The sequence below is a fragment of the Agrobacterium sp. 22-221-1 genome (assembly GCF_053522445.1).
The window spans coordinates 29,483-43,295 of record NZ_JBNWCL010000026.1 but is presented as its reverse complement, the minus strand read 5'-3'; the positions used below and the strand labels follow the sequence as shown (position 1 = coordinate 43,295).

Sequence of the window (13,813 nt, the reverse complement as noted above, 5' to 3'; positions counted from 1 at the left end):
GCGTGTCAGGCCGGGCGATTGCTCATCAAATGACGCCCATGCACCAGGCGATGATGGACTTCTGCGCGTGGAGGCGGTTTTCCGCCTCGTCGAAGACGACGGATTGCGGACCGTCAATCACGGCATCCGTCACTTCCTCACCGCGATGCGCCGGCAGGCAATGCATGAACAGCGCGTCTTTTTCCGCCTTGGCCATCAGGGCTTCATTCACCTGATAGGGCTGGAAGATGTTGTGGCCGCGCGCCTTGTGTTCCTGGTTCATGGACACCCAGGTATCGGTGACGACGCAGTCCGCACCCGCAACGGCCTTGTCGGCGTCGTGGCACAGCATGATCTCGCCGCCATTGTTGCGCGCCCAGTTCAGGAACTTGTCATGCGGTTCGGAGCCCATCGGCACGGCCATCGTCATGCGGTAACCGAAACGGGCTGAGCCCTCCACGAAGGAATGCAGGACGTTATTGCCGTCGCCCGTCCAGGCAATGGTCTTGCCTTTGACCGGGCCGCGATGTTCCTCGAAGGTCATGATATCCGCCATGATCTGGCAGGGATGCGTGTCATCCGTCAGGGCGTTGATGACCGGCACGGTCGCGTGTTCAGCAAGCTCCAGCAGGCGCGAATGATCCGTCGTGCGGATCATGATGGCGTCGACATAACGTGACAGCACCTTGGCCGTATCGCCGATCGTTTCGGCACGGCCGAGCTGCATTTCCGTACCGGAGAGGAAAAGCGTCTCGCCACCGAGCTGGCGCATGCCGACATCGAAGGAGACGCGGGTACGGGTGGAGGGCTTTTCGAAGATCATAGCCAGCATCTTGCCGGCAAGCGGCTTTTCCGCCGTTCCGGCCTTGGTGGCGGCCTTGCGTGCGCGGGCATCGTCGAGAATTGCCCGCAGGTCCTGCGAGCTGACGGCCGACAGGTCCAGAAAATGTTTAGGTGAAGCCATTTCAAACTGTCCCATGCTCGCGAGCCTCGGGGAAGAGGCCCGCCCTTTATTGTTTCCTCAGGCGATTTTTGCCTGTTTCGCTGTCAGGGAAGCGGCGGCCGCTTCCACGCGTGACAGACCCTCGCGGGCCTCTTCCGCGGTGGTGACGAGCGGCGGCAGAAGACGGATGACGTTGTCGCCCGCCGGCACACCCAGCAGATGCTCGGCGCGCATGGCCTGCAACAGCTCGCCCGATGGAACCTTGGCCTTGATGCCGAGAAGCAGGCCTTCGCCACGAATTTCCTCGATAACGTCAGGATAACGATCCTTCAGCGAAGCAAGGCCCTGGCGGAAGACCAGCGCGACATCACGGACCTTTTCCAGAAAGCCCTCGGAGAGGACGACATCGAGCACGGCATTGCCAACAGCCATGGCCAGCGGGTTACCGCCATAGGTGGTGCCATGCACGCCCGCCGTCATGCCGGAAGCGGCATCCGCCGTCGCAAGGCAGGCACCGAGCGGGAAACCGCCGCCGATACCCTTGGCAACCGCCATGATATCCGGTGCAACGCCCGTCTGCTCATAGGCAAAGAGCTTGCCCGTACGGCCAACGCCGGTCTGGACCTCATCGAAAATCAGTAGCATGCCATGCTCATCGCAGAGCGACCGCAGCAGCTGCAGGAATTCCTTGGCTGGTGCGCGAATGCCGCCCTCACCCTGAATGGGCTCGATCAGAAGCGCGGCCGTCTCGGCCGTGATGGCGGCTTTCAGCGCATCGACGTCACCGAAGGGCACCTGGTCGAAACCTTCGACCTTGGGGCCGAAACCTTCGAGATATTTCTGCTGGCCGCCGGCGGCAATCGTCGCCAGCGTGCGGCCATGGAAGGCGCCTTCGAAAGTGACAATCCGGAATTTCTCCGGATGCCCCTTGGAATAATGATAACGGCGGGCGGTCTTGATCGCGCATTCCAGCGCTTCCGCCCCGGAATTGGTGAAGAAGACCTTGTCTGCGAATGTCGCTTCCGTCAGGCGCTTTGCAAGCTTTTCCTGGCCCGGTACTTCATAAAGGTTCGAGACGTGCCAGACCTTCTCGGCCTGGGTCTTGATCGCCTCCACGAGGTGCGGATGGGCGTGGCCCAGCGAGTTGACCGCGACGCCGGCCGCAAAATCCAGATATCGTTCGCCGTTTTCCGTGAACAGCCAGACGCCCTCGCCTCGCTCGAAGCGCAGGGGGGCTCTTGCAAACGTATCGAACAATGGCGCGGCGGCTTCGGCCATGGCTGTATCACTCCTTGCGCGGATGCGCTGTCAGACGGTTGTCAATAGGCTTCCGGGGTTATCCCTTGCCTGAAAATCAAAAATGCCGCCTCGCGGCGGCAGGGGCACTATTGTCACTTCGCCTGCCGATGTCAACAAAAGTCCGCGTTTCCCGGGCTTCTCAAGCCCTAGTAGGTGGCGGCAGACGAGGCCCAAGGTGTTGCCTTTCAGACTCAACTCGCCAGCAAGTTGGGGAAAACCGGAAAATCGATTCGAGATGATTCCCACGACTCTTGCCACGGAGTCTGCGTGGCACTAGGTTAATCGCTAATTACTAGACTGCATTGCGGCGGAACTAGTCACCAAAAATCAGGCAGAAACCACGCTCGCGGCACGCCCGCGAGGCGGAGAAGGATTCTGCCGACATTATACGCGACAAGCGGAGAAGCGGCATGAACTGGACAGACGAACGGGTCGAAAAACTCAAGAAATTGTGGTCCGAGGGGCTTAGCGCCAGCCAGATAGCAGCACAGCTGGGCGGTGTGAGCCGCAATGCCGTCATCGGCAAGGTCCATCGCCTCAACCTGCCGGGACGCGTGAAGGCCGGCGGCCCGGTTACGTCGGCGCGTTCCGCGCCCAAGCGCACCGCCGCCCCTGCCCCGCGCGCGACGAATTTCGCGACCCGCGTCAGCGCAGCACCTGCACGCGCCTTGAACCGTTCGAGCGCGGCGACGGCGCTGCACGAGGAGATCGATATCGAGACTGCCGAAGTTCTCGATTACGTTCCCTCCAAAAATGTCGTTACACCGATTTCCCGCCGCCTGACGCTGACGGAACTGACGGAGCGCACCTGCAAGTGGCCGGTCGGCGATCCGCTGAAGGATGATTTCCATTTCTGCGGTTGTGAAGCACTGGAATCTTCGCCCTATTGCAAGTTCCATGCAAAGCTTGCCTACCAGCCGGTAAGCGAGCGTCGCAAGGCTTGAGTGTTGCGGCACGCATTCGACACTCAAAAACTACGGGCCTTCGGGCCCGTTTTTTTATGGCAAAACGCAAGGTGGTTCCGGAATAGAGCGCACGCTGTCTAAGAGGCGCTCCCAATCCCTGTTCTCGCGCATTCTCCGGATGTAAAACCGCGATGCGCCCTTGCGGCAAATGTTCTGAATTTGTCGGCGACGTGCCGCGCCCTTCCTCCTGTCAGGTTTCACCGCGCAATCCGGCTTTCAGCAGACCGTCTGTCACCTTCAAAAGAACAAGGATACGCGTTTGCGGAAGGTTCAAAATCGAAAGGCCCGACACCGTTCCGGTCTCGGGCCTTCTGATTTTTGGGGAATTTATCCCAGGTGAAACCATCGGTTTCGGTTTTCTCAGGCTTCCATTGAATATCCGGCGCCGCGCACGGTGCGGATGACATCCTGCATATGCGAAAAATTGAGCGCCTTGCGCAGGCGTCCGACATGCACGTCGACGGTGCGCTCATCCACATAGATATCGTGACCCCAGACGCCATCCAGCAATTGTGAGCGGGAAAACACCCGGCCGGGAGAGGTCATCAGGAATTCCAGCAGGCGGAATTCCGTCGGGCCGAGGCGCACTTCGCGGCTCTTGCGGTGAACGCGATGGGTCTCGCGATCCAGTTCGATATCCCCGCATTTCAGCACCGAAGACAGAACCTCGGGGCGGGCCCGGCGCAGCATCGCCTTGACGCGGGCCATGAGTTCCGGCGTCGAGAACGGCTTGACGACATAATCGTCGGCGCCGGTGGCAAGACCGCGAACCCTTTCGCTTTCCTCGCCGCGCGCCGTCAGCATGATGATGGGCAGGCGCTCGGTTTCCGGCCGCATCCTGAGCCGACGGCACAGTTCGATACCGGAAACGCCGGGAAGCATCCAATCCAGGATAAGAAGGTCCGGAATACGCTCCTGCAGCCTGATTTCTGCCTCGTCTCCACGGGGTATCGTGTCGACGTCATATCCCTCAGCCTCGAGATTGTAACGAAGCAGGACGCTCAGCGCTTCCTCGTCTTCCACAACTGCAATCTTGGGCACCATATACTAACTCCGCAAGCCGCTGCCTGTCTGTTACTCGGTCACCGAACCGAGGGTGTTGGAACTGTCGTCCTTCGGACGCTCGCCTTCCGGCTGGCTGCCGGTGGTCATGTAATAGATCGTCTCGGCGATATTGGTGGCGTGGTCGCCGATACGCTCGATGTTCTTGGCGCAGAACAGAAGATGCGTGCAGGTGGTGATATTGCGCGGATCTTCCATCATGTAGGTCAAAAGCTCACGGAAGAGCGACGTGTACATGGCGTCGATTTCCTCGTCGCGCTCGCGAATGGCATTGGCCTTCTCGGCGGAACGCGTGGAATAGACGTCCAGCACTTCCTTGAGCTGTACCAGCGCCAGTTCCGACAGGTGCTCGATGCCGCGGGCGAGCTTGCGCGGCACGCCGGTGCCGGCAACCGCGATGACGCGCTTGGCGGTGTTCTTGCCAAGGTCGCCGACGCGCTCAAGGTCAGCGGCGATACGCAGGGTGCCGATGATCTCGCGAAGGTCGGCCGCCATCGGCTGGCGTTTGGCGATGGTTACGATGGCCTTGTCGCCGATCTCGCGCTCGGCGTGGTCGAGGATCGCATCGTCGGAAATGACCTTCTGGGCAAGCGCGGCATCGGAATTGACGAGCGCACGCACGGCGTCGGCGCACATCTGCTCCGCAAGACCGCCCATTTCGGCGATGCGGCGAGTCAGAAACTTCAATTCATCGTCATAAACGGAAACGATGTGCGAATGGGTCGTTGTCTGTGTCATGGTCTAGTCCTCCGGCTTGGCCTGCATGCGCGTACCCGGAAGCGGGCACGGCAGAAGCACCAGTCTTGTTCGGTTTCGATAAAGCGTCGGCCGGGATCAGCCGAAGCGGCCCATGATGTAATCCTGCGTGCGCTGGTCGTCCGGATTGGTGAACATCTTGTCGGTTTCGTTTTCCTCGACAAGATGACCAAGATGGAACATGGCCGTGCGCTGGGAAACACGCGCCGCCTGCTGCATGGAGTGCGTGACGATGACGATGGTGTAATTGGTGCGCAGCTCGTGGATCAATTCTTCGACCTTTGCGGTCGCAATCGGGTCGAGAGCCGAGCAGGGCTCGTCCATCAGGATCACTTCCGGGCTGACGGCAACCGCGCGTGCGATGCACAGACGCTGCTGCTGACCGCCGGAAAGACCGGTGCCGGATTCGTGCAGACGATCCTTAACCTCGTTCCAGAGACCCGCCTTCTGCAGGCTCTGCTCGACGATCTGGTCCATATCCGCCTTGTTGCGGCCGAGACCGTGGATGCGCGGACCGTAGGAAATGTTTTCGTAGATCGACTTCGGGAAGGGGTTCGGCTTCTGGAACACCATGCCGACGCGGGCGCGCAATTCCACGACGTCAATCGCCTGATCGTAAATATCGTCGGTGTCGAGCGTGATCTTGCCGGTGACCCGGCAACCGTCGATCGTGTCGTTCATACGGTTCAGGGTACGCAGGAAGGTGGATTTGCCGCAGCCGGACGGGCCGATAAGCGCGGTCACCGTATTTTCCCGAACGTTGAGGTTCACGTCGTAAAGCGCGCGCTTTTCGCCGTAATAAACCGAAACGTCCTTGCCGATCATCTTGTATGAGACTTCATTCATTTTCTTGTCCAGCGCCTTCTCAACTGCTGCTTCCGACAACATGTTCATTGCTCAAGCTCCCTCTACCAGCGCCGTTCGAAGCGGCGACGCAACAGGATTGCGCCAACATTCATGACGATGAGGAACAGAAGCAGGATGATGATAGCGCCGGATGTCCTTTCGACAAAGGCGCGCTCGGCTTCGTTCGCCCACATGTAAATCTGCACCGGCAGGGCCGTGGACGGATCCATCGGCGTTGTCGGGTAATTCGCAACGAATGCCACCATGCCGATCAAGAGCAGCGGCGCCGTTTCGCCCAGCGCGTGGGCGAGACCGATGATGGTGCCGGTCAGAATGCCGGGCATGGCGAGCGGCAGCACATGGTGGAAGATCGTCTGCATCTTGGAAGCGCCGAGACCGAGGGCTGCGGCGCGGATAGACGGCGGCACGGCTTTCAGGGCGGCGCGCGTCGCGATGATGATTGTCGGCAGGGTCATCAGCGTCAGGACGAGGCCGCCGACCAGCGAGGCCGAGCGCGGAAAGCCCATGAAGTTGATGAAGACCGAGAGGCCGAGCAGACCGTAGACAATCGAAGGAACGGCCGCGAGATTGTTGATATTCACCTCGATAAGATCCGTCAGACGGTTCTTCGGGGCGAATTCCTCGAGATAGATGGAGGCCGCGACGCCGATCGGCAATGACAGCACGAGCACGATCAGCATCATGTAGAAGGAGCCGATCAGCGCCACACCCACACCCGCCGCTTCCGGACGGCTCGACGCGCCGTTGACGAAGATGCCGGTATTGAAATGTTTGCCGAGCTGGCCGCTTTCGGCGAGCTGGTTCATCCAGCCGAGCTGCTGGTTCGAGATGCGGCGATTGGCTTCATCCGCCGTCAGATCGACTTGGCCCTTGAAGGCGCTGTCGACATCGCCCGACGCCAGCAGCGTGACGGTACGCGTGGTGCCGATGACGGCGGGATCGGCAACGACGATGTCGCGAAGCTGCGTGCGCACGCTGTCGGAAATCAGGAGGTTGACGGCGCGAAGGCCGGCGCGGTCAGTCGGCGCAACGCCAAGGACCTTGGCGACCGCATCGCGGGCGATGACGGGATAATTGGCCGTCATCAGCTTTGTGGGATTGGTGGCGCGCTCATTTTTCGGATCGATGATCTGTTCGGAGAATTCGACCGGAACGGTGATCATCGTCTGCTGGAAGGCGGTGTAACCCTTGGAAACCACCGAGAAAAGCAGCAGGAAGAGGAAGATGAGGCCGAAAGAAATCGCTGCCATGCCGTAGGCACGGAAGCGGCGTTCGGCGGCATAGCGGCGCTTGATGCCGATATCACGGCGCGTGGCCTTGTTGACGGCGCTCGCGCCGGCTGCGGGAGAGACGATGTCGGTCATTCATATTGCTCCCGGTATTTGCGCACGATGTAAAGCGCGTAGATATTCAGGCAAAGCGTGATGGCGAAAAGCGTGATGCCGAGCGCAAAGGCAACCAGCGTCTGCGGCGAGGTGAATTCAAGGTCGCCGGTGAGCTGGCTGACGATCTTGACCGTCACCGTGGTCATGGGGTCGAAGGGATTGAGCTGCAGACGGGCAGCAACACCGGCCGCAAGAACCACGATCATGGTTTCGCCGATGGCGCGCGAAGCCGTCATCAGCACGGCGCCGACGATACCGGGAAGAGCGGCCGGAATAATGACCCTCTTGATCGTCTCGGAACGCGTGGCACCAAGGCCGAGCGAACCGTCACGCAGCGAGCGCGGCACGGCGGTGATGATGTCATCCGACAGCGACGACACATAGGGGATCAGCATGATGCCCATGACGAAGCCGGCGGTGATGACGCTCTGCGCCTGGATGAAGTTGGCGTAGTTGCCCGTCGCCAGACCGTTGATCTGCGTGGAAATGTCTCTGAGGAAAGGACCGACCGTCGTGAGCGCGAAGAAGCCGTAGACGATGGTGGGAATGCCGGCGAGCACTTCAAGCAGCGGCTTTGCCATGGAGCGGAAGCGCGGCGAGGCATATTCCGCCATGTAGATCGCCGAGAAGAGACCGACCGGAACCGCAACCAGCATCGCGACCAGGCCGATATAAAGCGTGCCGGCGAGCAGCGGGATCAGGCCGAACTGGCCGGAGGAGTCGGTGGCGCCTGCCGCCGCAAAACGCGGATCCCAGACCGTTCCGAAGAAGAACTGGTGCGCCGGAACCATGGTGAAAAACTGGATCGCCTCGGTCAGCATCGAAAGGACGATGCCGATGGTCGTGAGGATGGCGATGGACGAGGCGACGAGCAGGGCCGCGAGAATGACTTTCTCGACCTGGTTGCGCGCCCGGAAACGCGGCGCGATCGCGCGCAGCGCATAGGCGCCGCCGCCGAGCGCGGCCAGCAGCACGACGGCGATCATCGCGATACGGCTGGTCGAGGTCATGCTGTTGAGCGTGTGGGCGGCATCGACCATGAACCGCTCGGGATCGCCGGCGATTGCAACACCCTTCGATGCCAGAAGCGGCCGGACTGCAGCCGTGTCCGCCTCAACCTGCGCGGTTTCCTCCGGCGTCAGCCGCTGGAGGCCACGGGCGATGGAGGTCACCATACCGTAGGTCAGGCTCTGCTGTGCTTCGGATTGCGCCCGGACATCCTCGGGGAAACTACCGCGCACGGCCGAGGTGACGAGCAATGGGCTGACAATGAGCCAGGCACAGAGAATGAACGCCGCGGGCAGCACCGCCCAGACGACCGCGTAGGAACCGTGATAACCGGCACGGGAATGCATGCTGGAGGGGCGACCGCCAGACAGGGCGACGGCACGGCGGCTGCCGAGCAGATAGCTGCCGATGCCGATGAGCGCCAGTATCAGCAAAAGGATCGATGTGTTCATTAGAGTTCCCTCGGCGTGCCTCAAGAGCACGGTGCGATATCGGGCAAATCAAAAAGTCATCAAAACGAGACCGCTGGACCATCCCATGATGCCTGCCGCCTGACTGTATCATAGTCTGGCAAGCGTCAAGGTTGATACATCCTATCCATCTGTAATCCATCGACAATCATGTGGATGGCGATGGTTAGGAACTGTCAACCGCGGACGACGGCCCAAGCGAAGCCGAATGAGGGGCACGGCAAAGCCGCACCCCTCTTTCTTCATTACATCGTGGAGCCGGCCGAGAACTTCGAGCGGATTTCTTCGCGCTCTGCGTCCGGAGCAGCAACCAGGCCATAGTTGGCGAGCGGGGAATCCGGACCGATCATCTCGTCGGAAACGAAGAACTCGACATATTCCTTAAGGCCCGGGATAACGCCCAGGTGAGCCTTCTTCACGTAGAAGAACAGCGGGCGAGAAACCGGGTACTTGCCGCTGGCAACGGTTTCGGTGGACGGAACGACGCCCGAAACGGTCGCGACCTTCAGACGGTCAGCGTTGTTTTCATAGAAAGCGAGGCCGAAAACGCCGAGGCCGGTCTTGTTGGCGTCGATACGGGCGAGCGTTTCGGTGTAATCGCCGTCGATGTCGACTGCAGCGCCGTCCTTGCGGACTGCAACGCACTTGGCAGCAGCCTGCTTGGCGTCGGTGACGATCTTCTTGATGGCGTCGGTGGCGCCGGCTTCCTTGCAGCCGTCAGCCATGATCTTCTCTTCGAAGACTTCGCGCGTGCCGTGCTTGGAGCCCGGGATGTAAGCGGCGATAGCGACGTCCGGCAGTTCCTTGTTGATTTCCGACCACTTCTTGTAGGGGTTAGCAACGAGCTTGCCGTCCTTCACGATTTCAGCGGCGAGAGCGAGGTAAAGATCCTTCGGCTCGAGCTTGATGTCCTTGTTGGACGAGTCCATCGCGAAGACGATACCGTCGTAGCCGATCTTCACTTCCTGAACGTCGGCAACGCCAGCAGCCTTACAGGCGGCCAGTTCGTCGCTCTTGATCTTGCGCGAAGCGTTTGCAATGTCGATGGTGCCTTCGCCGACGCCAGAGCAGAACGCCTTCAGACCGCCACCCGTGCCGCCGGACTCAACAACCGGAGCCTTGAAGTTCGGGAAGGTTTCGGCAAAGGTCTCGGCAACGATCTTGGCGTAGGGCAGAACCGTGGAGGAACCGGCAACCTGGATCTGGTCGCGAGCAGCGGCGGCGCCAGCGAAGGCGACAGAAGCCACCAGAGCTGCTGCGGAAAATTTAACGATGTTCATTTGTCTCTCCCGTCGTGGGCTTTGTTGTGGACGCAGCCGATAGCGACACTCGCTCTTAGCTTGCGCTCGGCGACCTTTTCTTAACCACCGTAGCCCCATCCTTTTATGTCACTTTGACGAAAGATTTGTGACAATCTAAATTGTTGATTTTATTTATAAATATCCACGACATTAAAAGCAGATGCATATTTTATGTCAGAATCTCACAGTGAAGTCCGTGCCGCTGCCCAATTCCGATTTAATGATGAGGCGGGCGCGGTGGCGGGTGAGGATGTGCTTGACGATGGCAAGCCCGAGACCCGTGCCCTTTTTCGAGCGGCTGTCGGCGACGCTGACACGATAAAAACGCTCCGTCAGGCGCGGCACATGTTCGGCGGGAATGCCCGGCCCCTTGTCGATGACGCTCACCTCCACCGGCTTGCCGGGTTCGGCCCGCAGCCAGACATCCACGACCTTGCCTTCCTGGCCGTATTTGCAAGCATTTTCAACGAGGTTCTGGAACACCTGCACCAGCTCGTCGCGGTCCCCCTGCACCTCTGCCGGCCGGTCGGGCAGATGCAGCGTGATGGTCACATCCAGCTCGTCGGCAAGCGGCAGCAGGGTATCGCGCACATGGCCGATGACAGGAACGAGATCGACCTTCTGGTCGGGCGCGATGTTGGCCCGCAATTCCAGCCGCGACAGGGACATGAGATCGTCCACCAGCCTGCTCATCCGGGTTGCCTGATCCAGCATGATGGCAAGGAAACGTTCCTGCGCCTTCGGGTCGTTGCGCGCCGGCCCCTGCATGGTTTCGATGAAACCGCGGAGCGAAGCGAGCGGCGTGCGCAATTCATGGCTGGCATTGGCGACGAAGTCGCTGCGCATCCGGTCGATGCGGCGAAGCTCCGAGACGTCGCGGAACGACAGGATATAGAATGGCGGACCTGCCCCCTCTCCCATATCCGCACGGGCGATGCGGACGATGAAGACCCGTTCGGAAGGGAAGCGCTCCGAATGTTCGACCTGGTTGGGCTGGCCGGTGGCGATGGTTTCGCGAATGACATCCAAAAGGCCGGGAGAGCGCAACCGGGCGGAAATATGCGCTCCGGCGGGCAACTGGCCGAAGGCGCGCTCGGCCGCGCCGTTCTGAAACAGCACGCTGGCGTTCCTGTCGAGAATGAAAACGGGGGTATCCAGAACCGCGAGGCCCGCCCTTACGCCGGAAATGACGCTTTCGCCGGGTACTTCTTGCTCATCTGCCTCCGCAACCGGGCTCCCGTCCTTTGCTGAAGCCGCCGCCGGCCCCTCCCGAGCGGCGAGGATGGCAATGACGGCGCAAAACCACAGGGCGGCGGGCATATAGGGCGTGTTGAGCTCCGCAACGGCCACGATGGCGAGCATGCTGACGATGAGAACGGGCAACCAGTTTCGGCCGAGCTTCCTTCCCAAACGCCTTAATCCACCATCGCCTTCCATGACTGCCATTTCAGCCTGCTCTTTCCACTTTCATCTGACAGCGCATCGAAATCTCATAGGCCAGCTTCATGACAGAGATTCATCATCGCGCATTTTCCACAACGTATATGCGCAAAATCGACGCCGCAATCGCTGCCGCCGCCGCACCCCGGTCAAGCGGTCCTGTTTCACTTGAATTCTGGCAATGGATGTGAACTCATTGGCGTCGAGTTGCCTTTACACAACAACAGCCGGAGGAAACCATGGGCGAAGAAACGAAGAAGCGGACGGTCGAGATCACCATAAGCGGCAAACTGCGCAGCTTCGACATCGACGATCCGGTTCTTCCTGACTGGGTTGAGGAAAAGAAGCTTTCCGCCGGCGATTTTCCCTACGACAAGAAGATGAAGCGGGAGGACTACGACAGCGCCCTCGAAGCGTTGCAGGTGGAGCTGGTCAAGGTGCAGTTCTGGCTGCAGGCCACCGGAAAAAGGGTCATGGCGGTTTTCGAGGGCCGCGATGCGGCGGGCAAGGGCGGCGCGATCTTCGCGACCCGCGCCTATCTCAACCCCCGCTATGCCCGCGTGGTGGCGCTGACCAAACCGACGGAAACCGAACGCGGCCAATGGTATTTCCAGCGCTATATCTCGCATTTTCCGACCGCCGGCGAATTCGTTCTCTTCGACCGCTCCTGGTATAACCGCGCAGGCGTAGAGCCGGTCATGGGTTTCTGCACGCCGGAGGAACACAAGCGTTTCCTCAAGGAGACGCCGCGCCTGGAAAAGATGCTGGTCCATGAGGACGTTCATCTGTTCAAATTCTGGCTCGACATCGGCCGCGAAACGCAGATCGAACGCTTCCATGACCGCCGCCACAGCCCGCTGAAATGCTGGAAGCTTTCGGATATGGACATAGCCGCGCTGACGAAATGGGACGACTACACGCAAAAACGCGACGAAATGTTGGAAAAGACCCACACCGACGCCGCCCCCTGGACGGTGGTGCGCGCCAACGACAAGCGCCGCGCGCGGGTAAACCTCATCCGCCACATTCTTCTTGCGCTCGACTATGAGGGCAAGGACAAAAAGGCAATCGGCGAAATCGACGACAAGATTCTGGGATCTGGGCCGGATTTTCTCAAATAGGACCGGAAGACGCTGACAGGCGCCTCCACTCGAGACGCCTGTTTTCCCTTACTGGCCCGGCAGAATGCGCACGGAATAAAGATTGACCGGGCGGCCGCTGCCATCGATGTCGCTGTTGATGAAGATCCTGCCCGGCGCATTGGGGGCGAGAGATCGCTCGAATGTCGTGTTCAGCAGCATGTCCGCGCGCTCGGCCGTGGCGGTGAAGCGGTGGCGGGAGCAATCGCCCAATGTCGCGAAATCGCAGGCGACGGACACCTGGGTCTGCCGGTCGCTGGAGGATTGCAGCGTGATCGAAATGGTCGAGGACTTGCCCGCCATATCCCGCATCACCTCCACCGGAACCTCGACGCTGACGGCGCCATCCTGCGAGACACTCCTCGAGGTCACCTTTATCGCCTTGCCGGCGGGTGTGGCGATGTTTTCGACATTGGCGCGCGGGCCGGCCGAAACACCGGAACTGCCACGCTCCGCATTGAAGACTTCCACCCAGTCATCGGAAAAACCACGGCCGGCGGAAAGGCTCGGCGCGGGCTCCGTCCCGTTGAAATCCTCCGCCTGCACCTGCGCAGGCGGATTGGGCACGCTGGTATCGCGCTGCTCCGGCGACAGCAGGAGGCCGGAGGAATAGACCCACCAGGCGCCGAAACCGATAAAGGCCAGAAGCGTCACGTAGATGAAAAGCCGGGCGAAAAGCCCGCGGCGCTTGCGGCGGCCAACCGCGCCTTCCGGCCGGAAGGCAAGTGAGGAGTCGCCCGCGCGGGAGCCTCTCTTCGGCTGCTTGCCATTGCGCTGCCCCGCACTCAGCGGCTCCGGAGCAGCGGCAGCGCCCGGCCGCACATCGCGCGTTTCGCCACGCAGCTCCGGCTCAACACCCATATCGCCGTGGTGGGGCGGCTGCGAAACGGGATCGACGGAGTGATCGTCCTGCGCCGGACTTTCCGGTGCGGGCGGGCGCAATTGCTGCTCCACCCTGTCCAGAAGCCGGTTGCGCTCTTCATTCTCGATCTGGTGGATCAGCCCTTCAAGCCGCTGGCGCTGCTGGGAGACAACCTGCGGATCGTCTATGCCCTGCTTGCGCAGGCCCGCTTCCAGTGCCTGGCGGGAGGATTGGTAAATCCGTGCACGAACTTCGGCGTTCGATCTGTCCGATTTTTCCAGAGCATTTCTGATTGCCGTTTCCAGTCCGCTCACGACCGATCCTTGTTCTATTGCGC

General features: G+C 60.6%; 12 protein-coding genes. 2 read left to right on the top strand and 10 right to left on the bottom strand.

Features of this window, described 5'->3' with window-relative positions:
• Positions 1–25 precede the first annotated feature (25 nt).
• Positions 26–943, bottom strand: coding sequence for an ornithine carbamoyltransferase (gene argF / locus ACQZ5N_RS24835; protein ID WP_003519982.1), 918 nt, complete (start codon positions 941–943; stop codon positions 26–28).
• A gap of 57 nt (positions 944–1,000) precedes the next feature.
• Positions 1,001–2,200, bottom strand: coding sequence for an acetylornithine transaminase (locus ACQZ5N_RS24830; protein ID WP_448734411.1), 1,200 nt, complete (start codon positions 2,198–2,200; stop codon positions 1,001–1,003).
• Positions 2,201–2,631: 431 nt separating this feature from the next.
• Between ACQZ5N_RS24830 and ACQZ5N_RS24825 the strand changes: the two genes are divergently transcribed.
• The gene (locus tag ACQZ5N_RS24825; protein ID WP_003519984.1) at positions 2,632–3,165 is read left to right on the top strand and encodes a GcrA family cell cycle regulator; all 534 of its coding nucleotides are present in this window, start codon (positions 2,632–2,634) and stop codon (positions 3,163–3,165) included.
• Between the two features lie 381 nt (positions 3,166–3,546).
• Here the strand turns inward: ACQZ5N_RS24825 and phoB are convergent, their stop codons facing one another.
• The 7 genes from phoB to phoR all read right to left on the bottom strand — a co-directional run bounded on the left by phoB (position 3,547) and on the right by phoR (position 11,481).
• Complete coding sequence (gene phoB, locus ACQZ5N_RS24820) at positions 3,547–4,230, bottom strand: phosphate regulon transcriptional regulator PhoB (protein ID WP_003493692.1); 684 nt, start codon at positions 4,228–4,230, stop codon at positions 3,547–3,549.
• 30 nt (positions 4,231–4,260) lie between these two features.
• Positions 4,261–4,986, bottom strand: a complete 726-nt coding sequence (gene phoU, locus ACQZ5N_RS24815) for a phosphate signaling complex protein PhoU (protein WP_003519985.1) — start codon at positions 4,984–4,986, stop codon at positions 4,261–4,263.
• Positions 4,987–5,082: 96 nt separating this feature from the next.
• Entirely contained in the window at positions 5,083–5,898 is an 816-nt protein-coding gene (gene pstB / locus ACQZ5N_RS24810; protein ID WP_448734410.1) for a phosphate ABC transporter ATP-binding protein PstB, read from the bottom strand.
• A gap of 14 nt (positions 5,899–5,912) precedes the next feature.
• On the bottom strand, positions 5,913–7,235 hold the full coding sequence (pstA, locus tag ACQZ5N_RS24805) for a phosphate ABC transporter permease PstA (RefSeq protein WP_003519987.1): 1,323 nt from the start codon (positions 7,233–7,235) through the stop codon (positions 5,913–5,915).
• On the bottom strand, positions 7,232–8,716 hold the full coding sequence (gene pstC, locus ACQZ5N_RS24800) for a phosphate ABC transporter permease subunit PstC (protein WP_448734409.1): 1,485 nt from the start codon (positions 8,714–8,716) through the stop codon (positions 7,232–7,234). The genes pstA and pstC overlap by 4 nt, the downstream gene beginning before the upstream one ends.
• 263 nt (positions 8,717–8,979) lie before the next feature.
• Positions 8,980–10,014, bottom strand: a complete 1,035-nt coding sequence (locus tag ACQZ5N_RS24795) for a substrate-binding domain-containing protein (protein ID WP_035265067.1) — start codon at positions 10,012–10,014, stop codon at positions 8,980–8,982.
• Between the two features lie 195 nt (positions 10,015–10,209).
• Positions 10,210–11,481, bottom strand: coding sequence for a phosphate regulon sensor histidine kinase PhoR (phoR, locus tag ACQZ5N_RS24790; RefSeq protein WP_448734408.1), 1,272 nt, complete (start codon positions 11,479–11,481; stop codon positions 10,210–10,212).
• A 233-nt stretch (positions 11,482–11,714) separates the two neighbouring features.
• Here phoR and ppk2 point away from each other — a divergent pair, with 233 nt between their 5' ends.
• Positions 11,715–12,596, top strand: coding sequence for a polyphosphate kinase 2 (gene ppk2 / locus ACQZ5N_RS24785; RefSeq protein WP_448734407.1), 882 nt, complete (start codon positions 11,715–11,717; stop codon positions 12,594–12,596).
• A 48-nt stretch (positions 12,597–12,644) separates the two neighbouring features.
• Here the strand turns inward: ppk2 and ACQZ5N_RS24780 are convergent, their stop codons facing one another.
• Positions 12,645–13,790 carry a hypothetical protein gene (locus tag ACQZ5N_RS24780; RefSeq protein ID WP_448734406.1) on the bottom strand — a complete coding sequence of 382 codons (1,146 nt, stop codon included), beginning with the start codon at positions 13,788–13,790 and terminating at the stop codon, positions 12,645–12,647.
• Positions 13,791–13,813: the final 23 nt, after the last annotated feature.

Bases quoted from the DNA above. Each gene is read 5' to 3' on its own strand.
- pstB (WP_448734410.1), bottom strand. From the start codon at position 5,898: ATGAACATGTTGTCGGAAGCAGCAGTTGAGAAGGCGCTGGACAAGAAA.
- pstC (WP_448734409.1), bottom strand. From the start codon at position 8,716: ATGAACACATCGATCCTTTTGCTGATACTGGCGCTCATCGGCATCGGC.
- pstA (WP_003519987.1), bottom strand. From the start codon at position 7,235: ATGACCGACATCGTCTCTCCCGCAGCCGGCGCGAGCGCCGTCAACAAG.
- phoR (WP_448734408.1), bottom strand. From the start codon at position 11,481: ATGGCAGTCATGGAAGGCGATGGTGGATTAAGGCGTTTGGGAAGGAAG.
- ppk2 (WP_448734407.1), top strand. From the start codon at position 11,715: ATGGGCGAAGAAACGAAGAAGCGGACGGTCGAGATCACCATAAGCGGC.
- argF (WP_003519982.1), bottom strand. From the start codon at position 943: ATGGCTTCACCTAAACATTTTCTGGACCTGTCGGCCGTCAGCTCGCAG.
- ACQZ5N_RS24830 (WP_448734411.1), bottom strand. From the start codon at position 2,200: ATGGCCGAAGCCGCCGCGCCATTGTTCGATACGTTTGCAAGAGCCCCC.
- ACQZ5N_RS24825 (WP_003519984.1), top strand. From the start codon at position 2,632: ATGAACTGGACAGACGAACGGGTCGAAAAACTCAAGAAATTGTGGTCC.
- phoU (WP_003519985.1), bottom strand. From the start codon at position 4,986: ATGACACAGACAACGACCCATTCGCACATCGTTTCCGTTTATGACGAT.
- ACQZ5N_RS24795 (WP_035265067.1), bottom strand. From the start codon at position 10,014: ATGAACATCGTTAAATTTTCCGCAGCAGCTCTGGTGGCTTCTGTCGCC.
- phoB (WP_003493692.1), bottom strand. From the start codon at position 4,230: ATGGTGCCCAAGATTGCAGTTGTGGAAGACGAGGAAGCGCTGAGCGTC.